At 66.9% G+C, this 22,002-nt stretch carries 24 protein-coding genes; 21 read left to right on the plus strand and 3 right to left on the minus strand.

The window, feature by feature from the left end; all coding sequences use genetic code 11:
* The 20 genes from LG202_RS10985 (at position 1) to LG202_RS11080 (ending at position 18,572) form a co-directional block, all read left to right on the plus strand.
* Positions 1–1,002, plus strand: coding sequence for a CBASS cGAMP-activated phospholipase (locus LG202_RS10985; protein WP_003454800.1), 1,002 nt, complete (start codon positions 1–3; stop codon positions 1,000–1,002).
* A complete protein-coding gene (locus LG202_RS10990; RefSeq protein ID WP_169340759.1) occupies positions 996–2,138 on the plus strand; it encodes a CBASS cGAMP synthase in 1,143 nt (380 codons plus the stop codon). The genes LG202_RS10985 and LG202_RS10990 overlap by 7 nt, the downstream gene beginning before the upstream one ends.
* Entirely contained in the window at positions 2,135–3,763 is a 1,629-nt protein-coding gene (locus LG202_RS10995) for a ThiF family adenylyltransferase (protein WP_003454796.1), read from the plus strand. The genes LG202_RS10990 and LG202_RS10995 overlap by 4 nt, the downstream gene beginning before the upstream one ends.
* A complete protein-coding gene (locus LG202_RS11000) occupies positions 3,751–4,227 on the plus strand; it encodes a Mov34/MPN/PAD-1 family protein (RefSeq protein WP_003454794.1) in 477 nt (158 codons plus the stop codon). The genes LG202_RS10995 and LG202_RS11000 overlap by 13 nt, the downstream gene beginning before the upstream one ends.
* Positions 4,228–4,432: 205 nt before the next feature.
* Entirely contained in the window at positions 4,433–4,840 is a 408-nt protein-coding gene (locus LG202_RS11005) for an integrative conjugative element protein, RAQPRD family (RefSeq protein WP_004265602.1), read from the plus strand.
* Complete coding sequence (locus LG202_RS11010; RefSeq protein ID WP_003454790.1) at positions 4,837–5,076, plus strand: TIGR03758 family integrating conjugative element protein; 240 nt, start codon at positions 4,837–4,839, stop codon at positions 5,074–5,076. The genes LG202_RS11005 and LG202_RS11010 overlap by 4 nt, the downstream gene beginning before the upstream one ends.
* A 21-nt stretch (positions 5,077–5,097) precedes the next feature.
* Positions 5,098–5,475: a TIGR03745 family integrating conjugative element membrane protein gene (locus LG202_RS11015; RefSeq protein WP_003454787.1), complete on the plus strand. Its 378-nt coding sequence runs from the start codon at positions 5,098–5,100 to the stop codon at positions 5,473–5,475.
* 12 nt (positions 5,476–5,487) lie between these two features.
* Positions 5,488–5,916: a TIGR03750 family conjugal transfer protein gene (locus LG202_RS11020; protein WP_003454784.1), complete on the plus strand. Its 429-nt coding sequence runs from the start codon at positions 5,488–5,490 to the stop codon at positions 5,914–5,916.
* A complete protein-coding gene (locus tag LG202_RS11025; protein ID WP_003454780.1) occupies positions 5,913–6,605 on the plus strand; it encodes a PFL_4703 family integrating conjugative element protein in 693 nt (230 codons plus the stop codon). The genes LG202_RS11020 and LG202_RS11025 overlap by 4 nt, the downstream gene beginning before the upstream one ends.
* Positions 6,602–7,522 carry a TIGR03749 family integrating conjugative element protein gene (locus LG202_RS11030; RefSeq protein WP_003454777.1) on the plus strand — a complete coding sequence of 307 codons (921 nt, stop codon included), beginning with the start codon at positions 6,602–6,604 and terminating at the stop codon, positions 7,520–7,522. The genes LG202_RS11025 and LG202_RS11030 overlap by 4 nt, the downstream gene beginning before the upstream one ends.
* The gene (locus LG202_RS11035) at positions 7,512–8,981 is read left to right on the plus strand and encodes a TIGR03752 family integrating conjugative element protein (protein ID WP_031329113.1); all 1,470 of its coding nucleotides are present in this window, start codon (positions 7,512–7,514) and stop codon (positions 8,979–8,981) included. The genes LG202_RS11030 and LG202_RS11035 overlap by 11 nt, the downstream gene beginning before the upstream one ends.
* Positions 8,962–9,396, plus strand: coding sequence for a TIGR03751 family conjugal transfer lipoprotein (locus LG202_RS11040; protein ID WP_004265606.1), 435 nt, complete (start codon positions 8,962–8,964; stop codon positions 9,394–9,396). Before LG202_RS11035 ends, LG202_RS11040 begins: the two co-directional genes overlap by 20 nt.
* On the plus strand, positions 9,396–12,278 hold the full coding sequence (locus LG202_RS11045) for a conjugative transfer ATPase (protein ID WP_021194024.1): 2,883 nt from the start codon (positions 9,396–9,398) through the stop codon (positions 12,276–12,278). The genes LG202_RS11040 and LG202_RS11045 overlap by 1 nt, the downstream gene beginning before the upstream one ends.
* Before the next feature lie 13 nt (positions 12,279–12,291).
* Positions 12,292–13,038 carry a DsbA family protein gene (locus LG202_RS11050; RefSeq protein ID WP_003454752.1) on the plus strand — a complete coding sequence of 249 codons (747 nt, stop codon included), beginning with the start codon at positions 12,292–12,294 and terminating at the stop codon, positions 13,036–13,038.
* A 193-nt stretch (positions 13,039–13,231) separates the two neighbouring features.
* Positions 13,232–13,726, plus strand: coding sequence for a JAB domain-containing protein (locus LG202_RS11055; protein WP_004265610.1), 495 nt, complete (start codon positions 13,232–13,234; stop codon positions 13,724–13,726).
* A 156-nt stretch (positions 13,727–13,882) separates the two neighbouring features.
* Positions 13,883–14,329: a TIGR03757 family integrating conjugative element protein gene (locus LG202_RS11060; protein WP_003454745.1), complete on the plus strand. Its 447-nt coding sequence runs from the start codon at positions 13,883–13,885 to the stop codon at positions 14,327–14,329.
* Positions 14,326–15,276: a TIGR03756 family integrating conjugative element protein gene (locus tag LG202_RS11065; protein ID WP_003454742.1), complete on the plus strand. Its 951-nt coding sequence runs from the start codon at positions 14,326–14,328 to the stop codon at positions 15,274–15,276. Before LG202_RS11060 ends, LG202_RS11065 begins: the two co-directional genes overlap by 4 nt.
* 9 nt (positions 15,277–15,285) lie before the next feature.
* Positions 15,286–16,689, plus strand: coding sequence for an integrating conjugative element protein (locus LG202_RS11070; protein WP_003454739.1), 1,404 nt, complete (start codon positions 15,286–15,288; stop codon positions 16,687–16,689).
* Positions 16,686–17,039 (plus strand): hypothetical protein, encoded by a 354-nt coding sequence (locus LG202_RS11075; RefSeq protein ID WP_004265620.1) that lies wholly within the window; start codon positions 16,686–16,688, stop codon positions 17,037–17,039. The genes LG202_RS11070 and LG202_RS11075 overlap by 4 nt, the downstream gene beginning before the upstream one ends.
* A gap of 15 nt (positions 17,040–17,054) precedes the next feature.
* On the plus strand, positions 17,055–18,572 hold the full coding sequence (locus LG202_RS11080; RefSeq protein WP_003454733.1) for a conjugal transfer protein TraG N-terminal domain-containing protein: 1,518 nt from the start codon (positions 17,055–17,057) through the stop codon (positions 18,570–18,572).
* Between the two features lie 5 nt (positions 18,573–18,577).
* Here LG202_RS11080 and LG202_RS11085 read toward each other — a convergent pair whose 3' ends face one another.
* From LG202_RS11085 to LG202_RS11095, 3 genes are all read right to left on the minus strand, one after another.
* Positions 18,578–18,949 carry a DUF3742 family protein gene (locus LG202_RS11085; RefSeq protein ID WP_003454730.1) on the minus strand — a complete coding sequence of 124 codons (372 nt, stop codon included), beginning with the start codon at positions 18,947–18,949 and terminating at the stop codon, positions 18,578–18,580.
* A gap of 86 nt (positions 18,950–19,035) precedes the next feature.
* Positions 19,036–19,500 carry a type II toxin-antitoxin system YhaV family toxin gene (locus LG202_RS11090; protein ID WP_003454727.1) on the minus strand — a complete coding sequence of 155 codons (465 nt, stop codon included), beginning with the start codon at positions 19,498–19,500 and terminating at the stop codon, positions 19,036–19,038.
* Complete coding sequence (locus LG202_RS11095; RefSeq protein WP_003454724.1) at positions 19,500–19,817, minus strand: type II toxin-antitoxin system PrlF family antitoxin; 318 nt, start codon at positions 19,815–19,817, stop codon at positions 19,500–19,502. The genes LG202_RS11090 and LG202_RS11095 overlap by 1 nt, the downstream gene beginning before the upstream one ends.
* Before the next feature lie 313 nt (positions 19,818–20,130).
* Between LG202_RS11095 and mobH the strand changes: the two genes are divergently transcribed.
* Positions 20,131–21,978, plus strand: coding sequence for a MobH family relaxase (mobH, locus tag LG202_RS11100; protein ID WP_031329115.1), 1,848 nt, complete (start codon positions 20,131–20,133; stop codon positions 21,976–21,978).
* The last annotated feature ends 24 nt before the right edge of the window (positions 21,979–22,002 follow it).

The following is a 22,002-nucleotide window of genomic DNA, read 5'->3' on the forward strand; positions in this document are numbered from 1 at the left end:
ATGATGGGCGTGCCCACCTACCATGTGCTCGCCCTGTCTGGGGGCGGCTATCGCGGCTTGTACACAGCGACGGTTCTTGCCGAGCTTGAAGCCGTGCTAGGCCGCCCCATCGCTTCGCACTTCGACCTGATCTGCGGCACCTCTGCAGGCGGGATGCTGGCCTTGGGGCTGGCCGCGGAAATCCCCGCCATTGAACTCAAAGCCTTGTTCGAACGACAGGGCTCCCGCATCTTTGGTTGCCGAAGTCTCGCTCGGCGCCTTCTGGGCTTCTGGTTGACCGCCAAGCACGACTCCGCAGGGTTGCGGGGCGTGCTGACCGAGCGCTTTCAAGACGCCACGATCGGCAACTTGAAGCACCGCGTTCTCGTGCCAGCCGTCAACTACTCGACGGGGCGCGGCCAGTTCTTCAAAACGCCTCACCATCCCTCATTTGAGATGGACCACCGCATGAGGATCGTGGATGTGGCGTTGGCGACCGCCGCTGCGCCCGTTTACTTTCCGCTAGCGCGCAACGATCGTGGCGTCTTTGCGGATGGAGGACTGGTCGGCAATGCGCCAGGACTGTTCGGGCTGCACGAAGTCAATACGTTCCTCGCGCCGAAACAGAATGCACTGGTCCGGGTGCTGTCCATCGGCACGATGACGATCGGTGCAACCGTCCGTGGCGGCGCCAGCCTCGACCGCGGATTCGGCAAGTGGCGCGGAGGGCTGTTCGATCTGGTGATCTCTGCCCAGGAGTCGTCGGTGGACTACATGCTGCGCCAGTCGTTGGGTAGCAACTACTTCCAGATCGACGACAAGGCCACGCCCGATCAAAGCAAGGACGTAAAGGCGCTGGACCGGGTTTCCATCGGCGCCACGAATACGCTGAAGGACCGCGGCAATCATGCAGCGCAGCGCGCGCTTGGCGACCCTCTTTTCCAACCGTTTCGAGCGCACCAGGCCGGCGCACCCACCTTCTATCACGGCCCCAACAAGAATGTGCCGGAGGCCGAATGCTGAACCTGAGCCCGCTTTTCTTTACCACCGTCGATGACGAATCCTGCATGCATGACGAGCTGGATCTGTCGCCCGAGCAACGAGCCTGGATCGCCAGCGCCCGAAATGATGTCAGGAACTGCCTTCGCACCGGAATTCCGCGCGTGCTGCGCGAACGCGGGTACACGGACGACGTGCCGCAGCCACGCTTCTTCACGCAAGGATCGTGGGCGTACAAGACCTTGAACGGCCCGGCACAACGGCCCCAGCAGGCGGATGTCGATGATGGTTGCTATCTGCCGTTGAGTTTTGTCTCGCAGACGAAGCGTCCCAGCAGGGCCACAACGGTGTTCTTTGCAGCTGCTGAAGAAGCCTTGAGGCTGTTGGTCGAGGAGAAGCACTGGAAGCTTGTCACCGACAAGCCGACATGCATCCGGATTGTCATTGCGGCCTATGCCCACATCGACATTCCGTTGTACGCCATCCCCGACGAAGAATTCGTCACGCTCGCGAAAGCCTCGATGGAGCGATACGGCTATGACTCGCTGACGGAGGCGGTGAACATGGCAGAGCGGGATGCCTGGACGGCATTGCCCGCTGATAAAGTGCTCCTGGCTCACCGCGAGTGCAACTGGATGCCCTCCGACCCCAGGCCTGTGAAGGAATGGTTTTTGGGCGAGGTGGAGGCCAAGGGCGATCAGTTCCGCCGCGTGATTCGCTACTTGAAGGCGTTTCGCGATTGGCGGTGGTCGAGCGGTGGACCGGCTTCGATTCTGTTGATGGCCGCTGCGGCTCCGCTATTCGAGAAGCGAGATCGGCGCGACGACCTGGCGTTGCTGGATGTCGTCGCGGCATTGCCGGCCCGGCTGCGCGCGGGGGTGAACAACCCCGTTGATGAGTCGGAGTCGCTTACTGCACGCCTTGGTAAAGAGGGCGTCGAAGAGGCTGCGAAAGCGTTCGAAGCATTCGAAAAAGTGCTGCGCGGAGCCACCAACGCCGGCAGCCCTTCACAGGCCTGCGTCTGGATGCAAGGCGAATTCGGTCCGCGTTTTCCGAACGAGCCGGACCGGGTCAAGGTGGTATCCGTTGTCGCCACCATTGCCGCAGCGCCGGCTACGGCTGGTCCGAGCGAATTGGTCGGGCGCACGAAGGCCGGATGAGCAGCGTCGCCGTGGTCTCCGATGTGGTCGAAGCCTTCAGGCTGCAAGGCTTCGAGTTTGTCGGCAAGACGGACGACGGCTGGTTCAAGCTGAGGGGGCCGTTGATCCCGTGCGGCGCGGACGATGGCATTCCATGTGAGGTTCAGCTCGACCCTACCTTCTTCGACCTGCCTCGCATTCGGCTGCTCGAAATTCCGCCTGAACTGCCCAATGCAGTTCCTCATCTTGGCGCGGAGGGCGGCCTTTGCTATCTGGCCAAGGGAACTGTCGTGCTGGACATCTACGATCCTGTAGGGCAGTCCTTGGCGTGCCTGCAACGGGCGGCAGCGGTGCTCGGGCAGATCTTGAAGGGCGAGATGATCGAAGATCTCGCCGAAGAGTTCTTTGCCTACTGGAACGGCTGGCTTTGTTTTGTGGACATGCAAGGCGAAGATCTGGGGCGACAAAACTGTATCGTTGCGCAAGCCAATGGGAATCCACTCTGGTTCATCACCGACAACGAAGATCGAACAACAAGAAAGTTGCATTCACTCGGCTACCAGGTCACTGATAAAACGGTGCTGACATACCGGGTCAAGACCACCGCGCAACCCCGCCCACTAACCAGCCACTGGCCCCCCGAAACGGTGGGGGACGTCTTGGCTTGGCAAAGCACCCTGGACCCACGGTGTCGGCGCAAGATTCACGAACGAATCAAGGAAGGGCAAAGCAAAAAAGCAAATGGTGTCCTGATCATCATCGAATCGCCACTGATGACCTACGGCTTTGCCGTGCTCTTTGACCACCAAGTGAGTCAAAAGACCAAGCTTGCTGATCGCAGGGATTCGAGTTTTGGGCTGAAGGTAATGCCCGTCTCAGTGATCAGGATCGATGACCGGTATCTGGCCCAGCGCAACATCCCCAAGTCGAAAACGTTGGCGGGGAAACGAATCGCACTTGTGGGTTGCGGCACGATCGGCGGATACCTCTCGGACATGCTGGTCAAGGCCGGGGCAGGATCATGCGGAGGGAAACTCACGCTGGTGGATTTTGATGGCCTCCTTCCACAGAACATCGGACGGCATCGGCTCGGCTTCCCGGACCTGTTGTCGAACAAGGCTGAGGCGATGGCGAAGGAACTCAAGCGCTTGTCGCCAGGCGTCGAGGTTCATGCGCTCCCCGTGGACGTGAGACAGGCCCAACTGGGAAAGCTGGACCTACTCATCGATGCCACCGGCGAAGAATCCCTCGGGCATTGGCTGTGCGGCCGCTACAGGGCTCCCACGCCCATGCTTTCTGTTTGGATCGAAGGGCCGGGAACGGCTGTGCGTGCGCTCCTGAGAACGAACGCATCGGGTGCGTGCTACCGATGCCTATGGCAGAGCCACAGAAGAGGCGAACTTCGCTCGACCATTGATGCTCTGCCTAACATCTTGGCAGGCCACGGGTGCGAGGGCTTGTATGTGCCATTTCCGGCTTCGGTGTCGGTGCAGGCAGCCAGCTTGGGTGCTGAGATGGCCCTTGATTGGGTCAAGGGCGTCCACTCTCCTGCATTGCGGACCCGGCTGATCGACCAGACCCATCATCTGGCCACGCCTGACTGCGATCCTCTGCGAGATCATGATTGCCCTCTATGCAATTCCTAGGGTCCTGGGCAACTGGCGACAAGAGCAGGTTGCTGCATTTTTCGACCCAGACGCTGGAGACATTCAGTCAGCATATCCAGGCTAGTGATGCCGACTGCGAAGCGGGCGGACTCTTGCTTGGTTCTGTACATGGAGCCCATTTGCTCATTGAGCAGGCGACGGTTCCTACCGCGTGGGACAAGCGGTTTCGCTATCTGTTCGAGCGGATGCCGTTTGGTCATGAGGCTATTGCGTTGTCGCGATGGACGGCGAGTCAGGGAACTGTCCGCTATTTAGGCGAATGGCATACCCACCCGGAAGACCATCCCCAGCCTTCTAGCCTTGACAGATCTGAATGGACTTTGTTGGCAGCGCAGCGTCGGGACAAGCGGCCAGTGCTCGCTGTCATCATCGGGCGTAGATCTCTGTATGCAGAGTTGGTGCCGAGATCAGGCGAAGGGTCGATATTCTTCCCCGTGGAGTAGAGCACTAGCGCAACAACCATCATCGTCTTGACTTGCACCTCCACTCAGACGGTAGTGCATTAAAGACGACGTCATCGGGGAAATTCCTTCCTCTGCAGCGGAGTTTGCCGCGGAAAGCGGTGGCTGGCCGGTTCCGATTGATTGCGGCGCCGGAAGACCGGCCGTTTGAGCATCGAGCCATCCGCATCCCTCGGAGAACGGCTCGATGGAAACCACTCGCAATCCCGCGCAGGTTCGGCGCTTCGCCGTCGAGGCACCCTGGGCCGTGCGTGTTGCCGCGCTGCTGCTTGCCGCTGCCGGATTGCAGCCCGCCATCGCCGCTGACGCCTCCGACAACGCTGCGGAGCGCGAGATGCTCGCCGCGGTAACGCGCCAGCTCGAACTGCTGGACCGCCTCGCCGAGCACGCCGCCACCACCGCGCCGCAGGAGCGCGCCCGCTACCACTTCGACTACGCGCGGCTGCGCGCCGACCTGGAGCGCGTGCGCACCGGCGTGCGCGACTACCTCGTTCCGCAACGCGCCCAGCCGCGTGATCCCGTGCCGCTGGCCGGTGACTACACGCGCAGTAACGCGGCGCCTGCGACGTCGCCCAAGGAGGCGCCGTCGTCATGACGCCTTCCGCCGATCAGGTCGCCGCCTTCACGGCCAACGGCGGCTTCGCGCCCGGGGCCGTCTCCACCGTCGTGCTCGGCTTCGTCTTCGCCATCCTGCTGCTGTGGGGCGTGTGGGCGATGCGCACTGCCTATGTCGGCTGGGCCGAGCACCACCTGACCCAACGCCAGTTCCTCGGCGTCATCGTGCGCTTCGTCGCGATGTACCTGGTGCTGGGCTTTTTCCTCCTGTCCTGACCCCATGAAAGGTACTTCGCCATGAACGCTCCCGCTACTTCTCGCCGTCCCACGTCGCGGCCCGCCGCGCGCATCGCCGCGCTGCTGATCCCGCTGGGCATCGCCGCCACGCCGCTGCCGTCGTTCGCCGACCTTCCCACGCTGGAAGACCCGTCGCGCGGCACCGGCAGCGGCATCATGCAGACGCTGCAAAACTACGGCTACGACATCGTGCTGCTGATCGCGCTGCTCGTCGTCGCCTCGATGTTCGTCGGCGTCTGCTACCACGCCTACACGCGCTACGCCGAGATCCACACCGGCCGCGCAACGTGGGGGCAGTTCGGGTTGACCGTCGCGGTGGGCGCGATCCTGCTGGTCGTCGGCATCTGGCTGCTGACCAAGGCTACCGGCGTCCTGTAAGGCCCGGCAACGATGGCCGGCGCCCTGGAGAGTCCGTCGCGCGACGGGCTCGTGACCTTCCTGCCGCACCGCCTCAACCGCCACCCGGTGGTCGTGCGCGGGCTCACGGCCGACGAGCTGTGGGTCTGCGCCGGGCTGTCCGGCGCGGCCGGTCTCGTGGCCGGCGTACCGCTGGCCTGGCTGACGCACAGCATCGCGATGGTGCCCACGCTGATCGTCGCCGGCATCGGTGTCGGTGTCTTCGTGGGCGGCGGCCTGCTGCGGCGGTGGAAGCGCGGCCGGCCCGACACCTGGCTGTACCGCCAGCTCCAGTGGCGCCTCGCGCTGCGCTACCCCGCGCTGGCTGCGCATGCGGGCGGGGGCCAGCTCATCACCCGGTCGGGCTGGTGGTCCACGCGGCGCCTGCGGCCCGATCCGTCCCTGCGTCGAGGTAGACCATGAGCCGATTCAAGAACGAGGTCGCGCACCTGCAGGCGCATGTGAAGACCTTGCGCCTGGCTGGCGCCGCACTGTTCGTCGTGGCGCTGCTGCTCGGCTTCGGCTGGTGGAGCGCACCCAAGAGCCTGACCATCCACGTGCCACCCGACCTGCGCTCGGGCAGCACGCGCAAGTGGTGGGACGTGCCGCCGGAGAGCGTCTACGCCTTCACCTTCTACATTTGGCAGCAGGCCCAGCGCTGGCCGACCAATGGCGAGCAGGACTACCCGCGCAACCTGCATGCACTGTCTGCGTACTTCACGCCGAGCTGCCGTGCCTTCCTGCAGCAGGACTACGAATTCCGGCGCAGCAACGGCGAGCTACGCCAGCGCGTGCGCGGCATCTACGAGATTCCCGGCCGCGGCTACGGCGACGAGCCGGCCATGCGCGTGCGCACCGTGTCGGCCAACAACTGGATCGTCACGCTGGACGTGAGCGCCGACGAGTACCTGGGCGCCGAGCAGGTCAAGCGCGCGCTCGTGCGCTATGCACTCAAGGTTGTGCGCATGGACGTGGACCCCGAGCGCAACCCCTTCGGCCTGGCGCTGGACTGCCATGCACGCGCGCCGGAGCGCATCGAGACCCCGCCGCCTGCGGCGCCGCCCGGCCGGGCCGCAAGCGCCGGCTCCAACTTGCAGGGAGACACCCCATGAAGTCCCTCGTGAAGCGTTCATCTGCGGCGGCCCTGGCTGGCCTGCTGCTGTGCCTGGCCTTCGTGCCTGCGGCCCATGCCGTCGAAATCCTGCGCTGGGAGCGCCTGCCGCTGGCGGTGCCGCTGGTGGTCGGCCAGGAGCGCGTGGTGTTCATCGAGCGCAACGTGCGCATCGGTGTGCCGCCCACGGTTGGCGAGCAGTTGCGCGTGCAGAGCGCTGGTGGCGCGATCTACCTGCGCGCGAGCGCGCCGATCCCGCCCACACGGCTGCAACTGCAGGACGTGGAGTCGGGCGCGCTGATCCTGCTGGACATCGCGGCCGAGCCGGCGAAGGCGGGCCAGCCTGCACTCGAACCCGTGCGCATCGTCGAAGGCGACGTGCCGGCGACGCGCTACGGCGAGCCGGCCAAGCCGGCGGACGACGATGCGGAGCGCACCGTACCCGCAGCGAAGCGCGCCACGCCGGTGGCGGTTGTGCTCACGCGCTATGCGGCGCAGAACCTCTACGCGCCGCTGCGCACCGTGGAGCCCGTTCCCGGCCTCGGCCGCGTCAATCTGCGCCGTGGGCTGGAGCTTTCCACCTTGCTGCCCACACTGCCGGTGCGTGCGCAGGCGCTGGCCGCTTGGCGGCTCGAAGACCAGTGGGTGACGGCGGTGAAGCTCACCAACGCCTCCGGGCGCTGGCTCGACCTCGATCCCCGCGCGCTGCAGGGCGACTTTCTCGCCGCGACCTTCCAGCACCCGAATCTGGCGCCGGCCGGCCGCGCCGCCGACACCACGGTGGTCTACCTCGTGACCCGTGGCCACGGCCTGGCCGAGTCGCTGCTGCCCAAGCTCTCACCGATCGACGCGACGGTGAACCTGCCGCCGGCCGCGGCGGCCGGCCAGGCCGAAGGAGGTGCCCGCCATGAAAAGTAACCCCCTCCTGAAGTGGCTGCTGATCCCGATGGCGCTGGTGCTGCTGTTCGTCGGCATCAAGATGTTCTCCGGGGATCGCGGCGCCAAGCCCGTTCCGGCCGGCAGCGCCAACTCGCTCACGCCCGAAGAGATGAAGGCGCTGGGCATCGAGGGCGACACGCCGCGCGATACCGTTGCCACACTGGTGGCCCAGGTCAAGCAGTTGCGCAACGAGCTGCAGACGGCGCTCAACGACAACAAGAACCAGAAGAGCGAGAACGAGCGTATGCGCGCGCGGGAAAGCGCGATCGACCAGCGCATCCAGTCCGCGCTGGATGGTGAACGCGGCCGCCTGCAGCAGGACCGCGAGCAGTTGGCCGGCGACCGCCAGCAGACCCAGGGCCTGCTGCAAGACCTGCAGCGGCGCCTGGATGGGCTTTCCGGCAAGGGCGGCCAGGCCGATCTGCCGGTCGGGCTCGGCCTGGAGGACGGCGACGGCAAGGGCTTCAGCGGCAGCCAGGGCGGCGCCGCGCGCAGCACCAGCGGCACGCGCTGGGTGGAACCGGACGATGCGAAGCCTTCGGCGAAGAACGGCAGCAGCGGCGGCCTGAACTTTCCGACCAGCTTCGGGCCGGCGCAGAAGACGCTTTCCGACACGGCCGACAACGTGGCCAGCACCGTCGCGGATGCAGGCAGCCGCGCCGTGGGCACGTCGTCCAAGCCGGTCTACACGGTGCCGTCGAACTCGACGCTGATGGGCTCCATCGCGATGACCGCGCTGATCGGCCGCGTGCCGATCGACGGCACGGTCAACGACCCGTACCCCTTCAAGGTGCTGATCGGCCCGGACAACCTCACCGCCAACGGCATCGACATTCCCGACGTGGCGGGCGCGGTGGTCAGCGGCACGGCCTCGGGCGACTGGACGCTTTCCTGCGTGCGCGGCCAGATTCGCTCGGTGACGTTCGTCTTCAACGACGGCACGGTGCGCACGATGCCGGAGGACGGCAACCGCAACCAGAGCGGCGGCGGCCAGGGCAATGGTGCAAACAGCACGACGCAAGGCGGCCTGGGCTGGATCAGCGATCCCTACGGCATCCCCTGCGTCAGCGGCGAACGGCGCAGCAACGCGCAGCAGTACCTGGGTTCGCAAGCCCTCATCACCGCGGCCGGCGCCGGCGCCGCTTCACTGATCAAGTCGGACAACGGCAGCGTGGCCGTGGTCGCTAACAGCAACGGCTCGCTTGGCACGGTAGGCATCAGCGGCAACGAGGCGATGGGCCGCATCCTGGCCGGGGGCGTCCGCGACATGGCCGATTGGGTCAACAAGCTTTACGGCCAAGCCTTCGCCGCCGTCTACGTGCGGCCCGGCGCCAAGGTCGCGGTGCATCTGGAGCAGCCGCTCAACATCGACTACGACGCCAAGGGGCGCCGGGTCAATCAACGCATCGGAGGCAAGCATGCGTCGGATTTGGATTGAATCGGCCGCGATCCTGTGCGCGGTCCTGGTGCTGGGCGGCTGCGCCACCAGCAAGGACAAGTTGCTGCCGCACGGCGATCACACCATGCTCGACGTGTGGAATCAGGAGACGGGCGGCAGCGCCGGTGGTGGGCAGGCAGCGCGGCAACTGCTCGATGCACGCCAGGACTTGCGCCGGCCGCTGACCGAGGCCGACGTGCAGGCGGTGCCCGCCGCCGCTGCCGCCTACACGCGCACCGCGGCCAACGAGATTTACCGCCAGTTCCGACGCCTGCCGAACCCGGACCTAGTGATGTACGTGTTCCCGCACCTGGCCGGCACCGACCCGGTGCCCGTGCCCGGCTACACCACCGTGTTCCCGCTCTACCAGCGCGTGCAGTACGCGATGCCTGGCGAGCGCCTGGAGGACTACTGATGGCTTGGTCGTTGCCCTGGGCACGCAAGGCCGTCACGCCCGCCGGCCCCGACCTGGATGCCGATGACGCCTGGTCGCAGCATGTCTCGACGCTGGCCGCGCACGGCATTCCCGAGCCCGGCAGCGCGATGGGCAGCCAGCCGCGCCCGCCGACCACCGAAGCGGACCTGCAGGCGCTCTACGGCGTGGCACCGTCCTTCGCCGACCTGTTGCCGTGGATGGAGTACCTGCCCGGCTCCAAGAGCATGTTGCTGGAAGACGGCCAGTCGGTTGCGGGCTTCTTCGAACTGGCCCCGGTCGGCACCGAAGGCCGTGAGATGGCCTGGCTGTGGCAGGCACGCGATGCACTGGAGAACGCGCTGCAGGACTCGTTCGACGAACTCGACGAGAACCCGTGGGTCGTGCAGCTCTACGCCCAGGACGAATCGACCTGGGACACCTACCTGCGCGGGCTGGCCGACTATGTGCGGCCGCGCGCCCAGGGCAGCGCCTTCACGGACTTCTACCTGCGTTTCTTTGGGCACCACCTGCGCGCCATTGCCAAGCCCGGCGGGCTGTTCGAGGACACCACGGTGACGCGGCTGCCGTGGCGCGGCCAGGTCCGGCGCGTGCGAATGGTGGTCTACCGGCGCGCGAACGCTACGACCGCATCGCGGCGCGGCCAGTCCCCCGAGCAGGCGTTGACGACGATCTGCGACCGGCTCGTGGGCGGCCTCGCCAACGCGGGCGTGAAATCCCGCCGCATGGAGGCGGCCGACATCCACGACTGGCTGCTGCGCTGGTTCAACCCGCACCCGACGCTGCTCGGCCCCAGCGCCGACGACCGCGAGCGCTTCTATGCGCTCACGCGCTACCCCGAGGCAGTCGAAGACGGCGAGATCGAGCTGGCCAGCGGAGACTTCGCGCAGCGCCTGTTCTTCGGCCAGCCGCGCTCGGACGTGGCGAACGGCACGTGGCTGCTCGACGGCATGCCGCACCGGATCATCGTGATGGACCGGTTGCGCATGCCGCCTGCGACCGGCCACGTCACCGGCGAAACGCGCAAGGGCGGCGATGCCGTCAACGCGCTGTTCGACCAGATGCCCGAGGACACGGTGATGTGCCTGACCGTCGTCGCGACGCCGCAGGACGTGCTCGAAGAGCACCTGAACCACCTGAGCAAGAAGTCGGTCGGCGAGACGCTGGCTTCGGAGCAGACGCGCCGCGACGTGCAGGAAGCGCGCGGGCTGATCGGCAGCGCGCACAAGCTCTACCGCGGTGCGCTTGCCTTCTATCTGCGCGGACGCGACCTCGCGCAGCTCGACGCCCGCGGCCTGCAACTGGTCAACGTCATGCTCAACGCCGGCCTGCAGCCGGTGCGCGAGGAAGACGAGGTGGCGCCGCTCAACAGCTACCTGCGCTGGCTCCCGTGCGTGTTCGATCCGGCCACCGACAAGCGCCAGTGGTACACGCAACTGATGTTCGCGCAGCACGCGGCGAACCTCGCGCCGGTGTGGGGCCGCAGCCAGGGCACCGGCAATCCGGGCATCACGTTCTTCAACCGCGGCGGCGGGCCGATCACCTTCGACCCGCTGAACCGGCTCGACCGGCAGATGAACGCTCACCTGTTCCTGTTCGGTCCCACCGGCTCGGGCAAAAGCGCCACGCTCAACAACATCCTGAACCAGGTGACGGCGATCTACCGGCCGCGGCTGTTCATCGTCGAGGCGGGCAACAGCTTCGGCCTGTTCGGCGACTTCGCGGCGCGGCTAGGCATGAAGGTGCATCGCGTTAAGCTGGCCCCCGGTGCCGGGGTGAGCCTCGCGCCGTTCGCCGACGCCCACCGGCTGGTGGAAACGCCCAGCCAGGTGCAGACGCTGGATGCCGACGCCCTGGACGAGGACCGCGACGAAGCGGCACAGGCAGCGGATGCCGACGAGCAGCGTGACGTGCTGGGGGAACTGGAAATCACCGCGCGGCTGATGATCACCGGCGGCGAGGACAAGGAAGAGGCGCGCATGACGCGCGCCGACCGCAGCCTGATCCGCCAGTGCATCCTCGATGCGGCCCAGCGTTGCGTGGCCAACCAGCGCACCGTCCTGACGCGCGACGTGCGCGATGCGCTGCGCGAGCGCGCCCGCGATACGGCACTACCCGAGGTGCGGCGCGCGCGGCTGCTGGAAATGGCCGACGCGATGGATATGTTCTGCCAGGGCGTGGACGGCGAGATGTTCGACCGGCCCGGCACGCCCTGGCCCGAGGCCGACATCACCATCGTCGATCTGGCGACCTTCGCACGCGAGGGCTACAACGCGCAGCTTTCCATCGCCTACATCAGCCTTATCAACACGGTCAACAACATCGCCGAGCGCGACCAGTTCCTCGGCCGGCCGATCATCAACGTGACGGACGAGGGGCACATCATCACCAAGAACCCGCTGCTTGCGCCCTACGTCGTCAAGATCACGAAGATGTGGCGCAAGCTCGGCGCCTGGTACTGGCTGGCGACGCAGAACATCGACGACCTGCCCAAGGCCGCCGAGCCCATGCTCAACATGATCGAGTGGTGGATCTGCCTCTCGATGCCGCCCGACGAGGTGGAGAAGATCGCGCGCTTTCGCGAGCTGAACGCGGCGCAGAAGGCGCTGATGCTGTCGGCCCGCAAGGAGGCCGGCAAGTTCAGCGAGGGCGTGATCCTTTCCAAGAGCATGGAAGTGCTATTCCGCGCGGTGCCGCCCAGCCTGTACCTGGCGCTGGCTCAGACCGAGCCGGAAGAGAAGGCCGAGCGTTTCCAGTTGATGCAGCAGTACGGCATCGGCGAACTGGACGCCGCTTTCAAGATCGCCGAGAAGATCGACCGCGCCCGCAGCATCGAGCCGCTGGTGCTCGATGCGCTGGCGTGACGGGGAGTCCACGATGCGCATCCCTCGCTTCGCGCCGTCCCGCACCGTCCTTGTCGTCGCGCTGCTGATGGCCGCGGCCCTGACAACGGCCGCATGGCTCGGCCTGCGGCCGCAGTCGCCGCCCGCCGAACCCGATTTTCCTTCGGCAGAAGCAACGCCTGCGCCGGCAACGGCACCAGCCGGCCCGCCCTGGCGCTATGGCCGCGCCGATGCGCGCTTCACGGTGGTCGAGTACGCCGACCTCGAATGCCCGTTCTGCCGCGCCTACTTCGCAGTGCTCAAGCGCTGGATCGACGCGCACCCGGACGTGAGCTGGCAATGGCATCACCTGCCGTTGCCGTTGCACGAGCCGGCCGCGTCTGCCGGTGCGCGCCTGGTGGAGTGCGTCGGCGAGGCCGGCGGCCAGGCCGCGTTCTGGCAGGCCGCCGAGTGGGTCTACACGCACACCCGCGGCGACGGTCAGGGCCTGCCCGAGGGCCTGCGCTATCCCGACCTCACGCCGGCCGCGCAGCAGTGCCTCGACAGCGACCGCCCCGATGCGCTGATCCGCGCACAGTCGGCGAGCGCGGCGCAGGAGGGCATCAAGGTCACGCCCACGCTGCGCCTGCAGGATCGCCAGTCCGGCAAGACGCTGCTGCTGCACGGCCCGGTCGAAGGAGATGCCTTGCTGTCCGCGATCGACCTGCTGGCGGCCAGTGCAGCGGCCGAGCCCGCATCGAAGGAAATGCCTGCCGAGTCTCTCGGAGACATGCCCAGGTAGCCACGATCTTCAAGGCTACGACGCGGCTTGGCCGTGCTGATCGACCCCGTTCGCTGCGCATCCCTGGACGCGAACAGCCACTGTGCATGCGGTGGCGGATGCCCGCTCTTCTGCCGCTTGTTCTTCATCGTCCCCGGAGGGTTTGTCCCTCCCGGGACAGGCGTCCTCCGACTTCATCCCGTGGAGGTTCGCCATGTCCTATGTCGTCGCCGACTCGCGTCCCGAGTCGCTCAGCCTGATCGCCGCCCAGCACGAAGACTGGATCATCCGCCAGGCCATCGCCTTGCTGGAACAACGCATCTTCAAGGCCGGCCCGATGCTGAACAGTCCCGCCGCCGTGCGCGACTACCTGCATCTGAAGCTGGTCGCGGAGCCCAACGAGGTCTTCGCCGTCGTGTTCCTCAACTCTCAGCACCAAGTCCTCGCCTACGAGCCGATGTTCAAGGGCACGGTCGATCAAACCTCGGTGTACCCGCGGGTGCTGGTGCAGCGCGCCCTGGCCCTCAACGCCTCGGCGGTCATCCTGGCCCACCAGCATCCATCTGGCATGACCGTGCCTTCGGCCGCCGATCAGGCGCTGACCGACCGGCTCAAAGCCGCCCTGGCGATAGTCGATGTCCGGGTGGTGGATTACTTCATCGTCGGCAAGGGCACGCCGTACTCCTTCGCCGAATCCGGCCTGCTGTAGCGCCGCTGACCGCCTGGTCCCCGCGGGAGCCTCGGCTGCCGCTTTTCTTTCGCCTGTCTGCCCAAAGCGGAGCGCGCGCGGTGCGCATTCCTTGTCGCGGTTGGACTGCCTTCGGCGTTCGACTAGAGCCTTGCTCTCATTCCCAGGACGCCCGCCATGACGGCTCCCTTCTTGAAACCCATCCCGCGGCTGCGGTGTACGCGCATCGCCTGCGCGGGAGGGCTGCTGCTGTGCCTGCTCGGCCAGGACGCATCCGCAGCCGACGTGCTGGTCGTGACCGACAGCCGCCATCCCGTGCAGTCCGCATCCGGCGCGCGCGTGATCGAGCTGGATCTGCCCGAGCGCATCGAGGCCGAACTGGCCGCGGGCCTGCCTGCCGATCCGGGCCGCGCGGCCGCGCTCGTGCAGCAACGCCTGCGCGATGGCAGCCAGGCACTACAGCGCCGCATCGGCAGCGCCTACCAGGGCGTCGCCGATGCCTGGGGCTTGGGGCTGGCCAAGGTGCCTGCCGTGGTGGTCGATCGCCGCTACGTGGTCTACGGCGAGCCCGATGTCGCGCGCGCCGTGGCACGCATCGAATCACATCGGAGGGCACAGCCATGAACCGCCTGCTGTCGGCGTCGTCGCGCCGGGCCCGCCTTGCCATCGCTTCGGTGCTGCTCGGCGGCGCCGCTTCGAGCTTCGCGCTGAACACGGCTACCATCGTGTCCTCGGCCCTGTCGCCCGACTGCCTGGAATATCGCGTCGTCGGCATCTGCTACTGGCTGTTCTGCACCTGGACGGGCTGCACGGTGCGCACCTCGGTGAAGGTGCGCCACTACATTCCCGACGCGGTGGTGTCGAGCTACAGCAACACCGGCGAGAACCCGTGGATCGAGGTGCGCGCCATGAGCATGCCCAATCCCACGGCGCAGGCCGGCGGCGACGGGACGACGAACCACGACAACGAGAACAACCTGGCGAAGTTCAAGAACGCCGACGTGATCGGGCATCCCGGCGGTTCGGTGTTCAGCCAGTTCGCCAGCGCGTCCGGCTACGCCTGCCAGGGCGCAGGCACGGCCTTCATGCCGTACCTGCTGAGCACCCTCGACACGCTGGCCTGGCGCTACAACGTCCCGGAGATGGTGTACCCCGAGGCGGTGATCCCCGGCATGCGCGAGATCGGCGGCCGCACGACGCTCAACCTGTGGGGCAACGTCTATCCGCGCGGCGGCTTCCTGCATCAGACCGACGACTACAAGAGCGGCGCCGTCGTCGCGCAGCGCGCGGGCGATGTCGTCACGCGGCGCATGCAGCCGCACGTCTACCAGCCGCTGCTCGCGAGTTCGAGCGACGGCTATTGGCCGGCCGGCGCCCTGGTGGAGAGCGATGCCTCCACCGGCAAGTGGCAGGAGCTGACGCCGACCCTCTCCAACTCCTGCGCCGTGTTCCCCCACTCCAACACGCGCGTGCAGGCCCAGCAAGGCGACTACGCCTGGGCGCTGTGGCGGCCCTATGCCTGCTGCCAGCGCCGCGGGCAGGTCTTCCTCGGCAGCGTCGATTTCCTCTGAGGTATTCCGATGAAAGCGTCTCTCTCCCGTTTCGCACAGCGCGCCAGGCCCTACGCGCTCAGCATCGCGCTCGCCTGCGCCGTCACGGCCGCAGCCGGCGTCGCGTGGGCGCAGACCCGCATCAGCCCCACCGGCGTCGGCGTGAGCGGCAGCGTCATCGGCGACGACGTGCTCTACAGCATCGGCGGCGGCCGGGCCGTGTCCATGGGCGGCGCCGGGAACATGCAGAGCATCGGCGTGGGCATCGGCTGGAACAGCAACCTGATCTGCGGAAACATGAGCATCACGACGACGCTGCAGAACCAGTTGAACGGCCTCACCAATGGCTTTCAGCAGATCATGTCCTCGGTGATCCAGAGCGCCACCAGCGCCGTGGCGTCGCTGCCGGCCCTGATCATCCAGCGCGCCGATCCGGGCCTCTACAACCTGCTGACCAACGGCGTGCTGCAGGCTCGGCTCGATTTCGACCGCAGCAAGTTGACGTGCAAGGCGATGGCCAACCGGATGGCGGACATGGCCGGCGGCCAGGCCGGGTGGGATCAGCTCGCCGAAGGTTTCGCGCTGCGCGATGCGGTGAGCAGCACCGATGCGGTGTCCGCCGTCGAGCAGGCCGAATCGAACAAGGGCAACAACGGCGTGCCCTGGGTGGGCGGCGGCAACGCGGGCGGCTCGGGCCAGGGTTCCATCAAGGTGGTCGGCGACGTGACCCGTGCCGGCTACAACCTGCTCAACAGCCGCGGCGTCAGCGACACCTCATCCATCCCGCGCGCGTCCTGCGGCAACCGGCTGACCTGCCAAACTTGGTCCTCGCCGCAGGCCGCAGCGGACTTCGCAACCCGCGTGCTCGGCGAGCGCGAGCAACGCACCTGCGAGACCTGCACCAAGACGCAGACCACGCCTGGCGTCGGCCTGACGCCGGTGATCCAGGAAGAGTACGAGACCAAGCTGCAGGCACTGCAGGGCCTCGTGACGGGCTCGACGCCGATGACGGTGGCAAACCTCGAAGCCGCCGGCAGCAACTCGCTGCCGATCACGCGCGGCGTGATCGAGGCGCTGCGCGACGAGCCCGATCAAGACCTGCTCGGCAAGCGCCTGGCGTCCGAAGCCGCGCTGTCGAGCGTGCTGGAGAAGGCCCTGCTGTTGCAGCGCACGCTGCTGACCGGCAAGAAGGAGCCGAACGTCGCCGCCAACGAGCTGGCCGTGAAGGCGGTCGATCAGGAGAACAACGCGCTGGAGCAGGAGATCAACAACCTCAAGACCGAGCTGGAGCTGCGGCGCACGCTGGCCGGCAATTCGGCGATGGCGATCGTGCAGCGCCACGGCACCCGCGCCGCGGGCTCGCGCGGCATCTTCGAGGGCGACACGACGCGCGACCGGCTCAAGGAAGTGCAGAAGCCGCGGAGCGGGCCATGACCAGCCGGGCCTGGCTGCGGCCGGCACGGCTGCTCGGCCGCCGCGTCGGCATCGTGCTGCTGTGGGTGCTGCTGGTGGCGGGCATCGCGGTCGGCGTGAACGTCGTCGGCCTCCACATCGTCGGCAGCATCGACGGCTGGGAGCAGTGGCTGCGCGAGCACTCGGGCCACTTCCTCGTCTGGCGGCTGCTGCTCTACGCGGCGACGGCCTACGGCTGGTGGTGGATGCGTCGGCGCCTGCGCGAACGCGAGCCATTGGCCGAGACCCATCAGCGCCTGCTGCGCGCCGAGATCGCGGCCGTCGCCACCCTCGTGCTGCTCGAAGGCAGCCAGCTACTGCGCAATGGCTGAGCCCTGGAGAACGCCATGACGCTCAACACAACGGACTACCTGGAGTATTACCTGACCCTGGTCGGGTGGATCGTCAGCAACGGCATCTGGAACATCCTCGTGGCCAGCGGCGTATTCGCGCTGCCCTTCGTGGTCATGGTGGTGCAGGAATGGCTGCGCGCGCGGGCCGAGGGTGCGGACGAGGGCAACAAGGGGGTGCTGTCATCGATGCGCATCGAGAACCGCGTGTGGGTGGCGATCGTCGTCATCCTGTTCGCCGGCATCCCCTTCATTCCGGTCGACCTCAGCACCATCAAGTTCGACACGACGCGCTCCGCGCAATGCCAGGTCAGCGTCCCGCAGCCCACCGACACGGGCTGGTCGAACGCCTACACCACGCTCAACAACCAGAGCGCGCTGGTGCCGGTGTGGTGGTTCTTCATGCACGCCATCTCGAAGGCGGTGACGGGCGGCGCGGTGGCGGCCATCCCCTGCGGAACGGATCTGCGTCAGATGCGCATGGACGTGGATGCCACGCGCATCGATGACCCGGTGCTGGCCCAGGAGGTCGGCGACTTCGTGCATGACTGCTACGGCCCCTCGCGCGCCAAGCTGTTCATGTCTCGGCCCACGCTCTCCGACGAGCAGATGAATGACGTGACCTGGATCGGTTCGAGCTACTTCCTGAACAACGCGGGCTTCTACGACACCTACCACTCGAACACGCCACGCACGGCCTGGCCCTACGACGCGACGCGCGATGCGGGGCTGGCCCAGGTGGATAGCGGCGGGGGCTACCCCACGTGCCGGCAGTGGTGGTCGGACGGCGGCAGCGGCCTGCGCGCGCGCCTGCTGGCCCAGGTCGATCCCGACCTGCTGACGCGCATCGGCCGCTGGGCGGGCTTCCTGTCGCAGAGCGAGGTGAACGACTCGGTGATCCGCGCCGTGGTCTCGCCGCGGCAGCAGAAGATGAACCAGGGCTCGGTCTACACCGACTACGGCGGCCAGATCGAGAAGACGCTGCCCAACGTCGTGACGCGCGGCGCCGGCGACCTGGGGCTGACCATGGGCTCGCTGGGCTTCTTTCCGGCGATGGACGTGGTACGCCAGGCGCTGCCGATGGTGCTGTCGCTGCTCAAGATGGCGCTGGTGATCTGCATCCCGCTGGTGCTGGTCTTCGGCACCTACGAGCTGAAGGCGCTGGTCGCGGTGAGCTGCGTGCAGTTCGCGCTGTTCTTCGTGGACTTCTGGTTCCAGCTCGCGCGCTGGCTGGACAGCACGATCCTCGACGCGCTCTACGGCTGGGGGTTCGGCGCGAACCGGCCGCACAGCAACTTCGATCCGCTGATCGGCCTGAACAACGCCTTCGGCGACATGCTGCTGAACTTCGTCATGGCGACGATGTTCATCGTGCTGCCTACCTTCTGGGTGGCTGCGCTGGGCTGGGTAGGCGTGCGCGCGGGAACGGCAATTCAAGGGCTGGCGGCAGGAACCAGGGATGCCCAAGCTGCTGGCGGCAGGGGTGCGGGTGTCGCTATGAAAGCAGCGAAGTAACGCCTCTAGGCTTGCTCGTCTTCTGGATCGTGGGGGTCGATCCGGTAATCGTCATGGGTGTAGAGGCCGTACCCGGCAGGGCCGTATCGCCATTCCGGCTTGTGTTCCTCGTCGTAGCTCCCATCGTCGTTGCGGACTACCCAGGCGCCGACCAGCGCGAACGCAAGCAGCAGTGCCAGCCAGAACGCGGTGTAGAGCAGGACACCGATCGCAGCGAGCTTGACGGCCAGCAGCGCGGCCTTGGCAATGCCAGGCGCCCATCCCTGCGCGAGCAGCCAGCCCTGCGCCCGCCGATCCAGACGCGCGCAGCCTCTCCACGCCCGGCCCAGTGTCCGGCCGAGGCGTTCTGCGAAGGTGGTCTGTGCGGCGGTCTTCATGGTGGCTACCTCATGTTCATCCTGTCGTGTGGCTGTGATCCCTGTCCGTGTCGCGATTGAAACCTGTGCTGTTCTTCAACCGCGGTCTAGTCCTTGTCTGCTGCGCGCCAGTCGGCCTGGCTTGCGGCCACCAGCGCCGCCCAATCGTCCGGCGGGTTGCCGCGTCCCAACATCTTCTCGAACACCGCATAGGGGTCGGACTTGCTGCCCGACGACCGCAAGGTCTGCTCGTCGTTGACCCAGGCGAACACGATCGCCTTGGCCTTGGAGTCGAAGCGGAAGAACAGCCGGAACCGCCTCCCGATCTTTGCGCGCCGCCAGTGCCGGTAGGCCGGCCCCAAGGTGTTGCCCTGGCGGAATTCGTCGCGCGCAGGATCGCTCGGCACGACATCCATGATCAACTGGCTCAACGCCCGGAACAGCTTGACGTTGGCGTTGCTCTCGAACCCCTGCGGGTCGTTCTGTTCGGCCCGTTCCGCGGCCGCGTGCAGCTTGCGCAACTGCTCGATCACGCCCTCGTGGAACAGGAGCGTCCAACCGTGCCGCTGCATCAGAGCGCCACTTCGCCTTCGATGTCTTCATCGAGGTTCACCGCGTGGTGCGCGTTGGCCAGCATGGCCCGCGCCAGATCGTCCGGCAGGGACTGGACGTGCCGCCCGGCCCGGATGTCCGCTTCCAGCAGCCCCAGGAAGGCGCCGATGGCCGGGTCTTCATGGTCGGCGTCGGCGCGGGTCACGACGACTTCGCCGCCGCGCAGGTCGAACGCCACCTTGCCGCCGGTGTCCACGCCCAGCGCTTGCCGGATGGACTTGGGCAGCGTGATCTGACCCTTGGAGGTCAGCGTCGCGACTTCGTGGATTTCGGGCATGGCGGCACTCCTGATGGCAATGCCTGGATGGTAAGGAAATTTCCTTACCTTGTCAATCTGGGTGTGCATGGTGCTCCGTCCGGTCGATGAAACGGCTCCATCGTAGGGGCGGCACAGCCAGCCTTCCCGCATCAATCCGACTTGGGCCAAACCCGCATTGGTTGTGGTTCGGCAGGCGTCGTTGCCCTATATCCAAAGGTTTCCGTAAAGGCCAAAGGGCTGGGGAAGGGGCAAGGGAATGGGGCCAAGGGGAAAGGCCCTACCCGAAAAGGCCAAAAGGCTCTCCCGACCGGCCCGCCGTCTGGGGTTCGCCATGCTCTCGCTGTTCCAACGCAAACGGGTGCCACCTGCCGCCAGTGCGCCACCGCCCAAACCTCCCGCCGAGCCCGGCAAAGGGCTGATGCGGCCGGAGCCGGCCGCATCGCTGCTGGCGACGCCGCGCCGGCAGAAGCTGCTGGAACACATCTGGCAGCGCACCTCGCTGTCGCGCCGGCAGTTCGCCACGCTGTACCTCGCCCCGCTGGAACGCTACGCCGAGCTGGTCCAGCAATTCCCCGCGTCGGAGGCCCATCACCACGCCTATCCGGGCGGCATGCTGGACCACGGCCTGGAGATCGTCGCCTACGCGCTCAAGCTGCGGCAGTCGCATCTGCTGCCCGCCGGCGCCACGCCGGAGGCGCAAGCCGCCCAGGCCGAGGCCTGGACCGCAGGCACCGCCTATGCTGCGCTGCTGCACGACATCGGCAAGATCGCGGTCGACCTGCACGTCGAGTACGCGGACGGCACGGTCTGGCATCCCTGGCACGGCCCGCTGCGGCGGCCGTACCGCTTCCGCTACCGCAGGGAGCGCGAATACCGGCTGCACAGCGCCGCCACCGGGCTGCTCTACGCCCGGCTGCTCGATCCGGGCATCTTCGACTGGCTCGCCGACTACCCCGACCTGTGGGCCGCGCTGCTGTACGTCCTGGCCGGCCAGTACGAGCACGCCGGCATGCTCGGCGAACTGGTCGTGCAGGCGGACCAGGCATCCGTCGCCCAGGAACTCGGCGGCGATCCGAGCAAGGCCCTGGCAGCGCCCCGGCACGCACTGCAGCGCAAGCTGCTCGATGGCCTGCGCTACCTCCTGAAGGAAGAATTCAAGCTGAACCAGCCCCAGGCCTCGGATGGCTGGCTGACCCAGGACGCGCTCTGGCTGGTGAGCAAGACCGTCTCGGACAAGCTGCGCGCGCATCTGCTGTCGCAGGGCATCGACGGCATCCCGGCCAGCAACACGGCGGTGTTCAACGTGCTGCAGGATCACGGCATCGCCTTGGCCACACCGGACGGCAAGGCGATCTGGAAGGCCACCGTCACCAGCGATGCCGGCTGGTCGCACAGCTTCACCTTCCTGAAACTGTCTCCGGCCATGGTCTGGGATGCGGCCGACCGGCCGGCGCCGTTCGCGGGTCGCGTGCAGGCCGACGAGGAACAAGGGGCGCCGACACCGCAGGCACCGGCATCCGAAGCGCCAGGCTTGGAAAGCGCCGATACGGCGCCACCAAGCATCGCGCCGACCGTCCCTATGCCCACCGACAACGGCGTGGCTGCGCTGCTCGATCTGCTGAGTGACACGGCCCCACCCGTAGCGCCGGAGGCCCCGAGCGAACCCGAGCCTGCCTCGCCACCGGCGCCTACGGTGCTGCCGCAGATAAGCCTCGCGCCATTTCAGGATCGGCCGGAGCCATCCGGCGAGCATTTCATGGCCTGGCTGCGTCAGGGCATCCAGACGCACAAGCTCATCATCAACGACGCCAAAGCCTTGGTGCACAGCGTCGCCGGAACGGCCTACCTGGTGAGCCCCGGCGTCTTCCAGCGCTATGCGCAGGAACATCTGCAAATCGCCGCACTGGCGAAACCGGAGAACCTGGAGGGATGGCAGTGGGTGCAGAAGCGTTTCGAGAAGCTAGGCCTGCACCGCAAGCAAGCCAGCGGGCTGAATATCTGGACCTGCGAAGTCACGGGGCCGCGCAAATCCAGGCGACTGCACGGCTACCTGCTGAGCGCTCCCGAAGCGCTGTTCCAGGAAATGCCTCCGGACAATCCATACCTGCGCCTCCTCACCGAGGCCGTAAAGCGCGAAAATTCAGCCGCCGGTAATAAGAACGACAACGAACAGGGGTAGACAAGGAGCCACGGCGCGGGCCGG

Source organism: Methylobacillus methanolivorans, from assembly GCF_054588515.1.

What these genes read in the sequence shown, in the direction of transcription:
- LG202_RS11090 (WP_003454727.1), bottom strand. Translation starts at nt 19,500, where the DNA reads ATGCAGCGGCACGGTTGGACGCTCCTGTTCCACGAGGGCGTGATCGAG.
- LG202_RS11030 (WP_003454777.1), top strand. Translation starts at nt 6,602, where the DNA reads ATGAAGTCCCTCGTGAAGCGTTCATCTGCGGCGGCCCTGGCTGGCCTG.
- LG202_RS11070 (WP_003454739.1), top strand. Translation starts at nt 15,286, where the DNA reads ATGAAAGCGTCTCTCTCCCGTTTCGCACAGCGCGCCAGGCCCTACGCG.
- LG202_RS11085 (WP_003454730.1), bottom strand. Translation starts at nt 18,949, where the DNA reads ATGAAGACCGCCGCACAGACCACCTTCGCAGAACGCCTCGGCCGGACA.
- LG202_RS11025 (WP_003454780.1), top strand. Translation starts at nt 5,913, where the DNA reads ATGAGCCGATTCAAGAACGAGGTCGCGCACCTGCAGGCGCATGTGAAG.
- LG202_RS11020 (WP_003454784.1), top strand. Translation starts at nt 5,488, where the DNA reads ATGGCCGGCGCCCTGGAGAGTCCGTCGCGCGACGGGCTCGTGACCTTC.
- LG202_RS10995 (WP_003454796.1), top strand. Translation starts at nt 2,135, where the DNA reads ATGAGCAGCGTCGCCGTGGTCTCCGATGTGGTCGAAGCCTTCAGGCTG.
- LG202_RS11045 (WP_021194024.1), top strand. Translation starts at nt 9,396, where the DNA reads ATGGCTTGGTCGTTGCCCTGGGCACGCAAGGCCGTCACGCCCGCCGGC.
- LG202_RS11065 (WP_003454742.1), top strand. Translation starts at nt 14,326, where the DNA reads ATGAACCGCCTGCTGTCGGCGTCGTCGCGCCGGGCCCGCCTTGCCATC.
- LG202_RS11000 (WP_003454794.1), top strand. Translation starts at nt 3,751, where the DNA reads ATGCAATTCCTAGGGTCCTGGGCAACTGGCGACAAGAGCAGGTTGCTG.
- LG202_RS11005 (WP_004265602.1), top strand. Translation starts at nt 4,433, where the DNA reads ATGGAAACCACTCGCAATCCCGCGCAGGTTCGGCGCTTCGCCGTCGAG.
- LG202_RS11040 (WP_004265606.1), top strand. Translation starts at nt 8,962, where the DNA reads ATGCGTCGGATTTGGATTGAATCGGCCGCGATCCTGTGCGCGGTCCTG.
- LG202_RS10990 (WP_169340759.1), top strand. Translation starts at nt 996, where the DNA reads ATGCTGAACCTGAGCCCGCTTTTCTTTACCACCGTCGATGACGAATCC.
- LG202_RS11015 (WP_003454787.1), top strand. Translation starts at nt 5,098, where the DNA reads ATGAACGCTCCCGCTACTTCTCGCCGTCCCACGTCGCGGCCCGCCGCG.
- LG202_RS11060 (WP_003454745.1), top strand. Translation starts at nt 13,883, where the DNA reads ATGACGGCTCCCTTCTTGAAACCCATCCCGCGGCTGCGGTGTACGCGC.
- LG202_RS11075 (WP_004265620.1), top strand. Translation starts at nt 16,686, where the DNA reads ATGACCAGCCGGGCCTGGCTGCGGCCGGCACGGCTGCTCGGCCGCCGC.
- LG202_RS11080 (WP_003454733.1), top strand. Translation starts at nt 17,055, where the DNA reads ATGACGCTCAACACAACGGACTACCTGGAGTATTACCTGACCCTGGTC.
- LG202_RS11055 (WP_004265610.1), top strand. Translation starts at nt 13,232, where the DNA reads ATGTCCTATGTCGTCGCCGACTCGCGTCCCGAGTCGCTCAGCCTGATC.
- LG202_RS10985 (WP_003454800.1), top strand. Translation starts at nt 1, where the DNA reads ATGATGGGCGTGCCCACCTACCATGTGCTCGCCCTGTCTGGGGGCGGC.
- LG202_RS11095 (WP_003454724.1), bottom strand. Translation starts at nt 19,817, where the DNA reads ATGCCCGAAATCCACGAAGTCGCGACGCTGACCTCCAAGGGTCAGATC.
- LG202_RS11035 (WP_031329113.1), top strand. Translation starts at nt 7,512, where the DNA reads ATGAAAAGTAACCCCCTCCTGAAGTGGCTGCTGATCCCGATGGCGCTG.
- LG202_RS11050 (WP_003454752.1), top strand. Translation starts at nt 12,292, where the DNA reads ATGCGCATCCCTCGCTTCGCGCCGTCCCGCACCGTCCTTGTCGTCGCG.
- LG202_RS11010 (WP_003454790.1), top strand. Translation starts at nt 4,837, where the DNA reads ATGACGCCTTCCGCCGATCAGGTCGCCGCCTTCACGGCCAACGGCGGC.
- mobH (WP_031329115.1), top strand. Translation starts at nt 20,131, where the DNA reads ATGCTCTCGCTGTTCCAACGCAAACGGGTGCCACCTGCCGCCAGTGCG.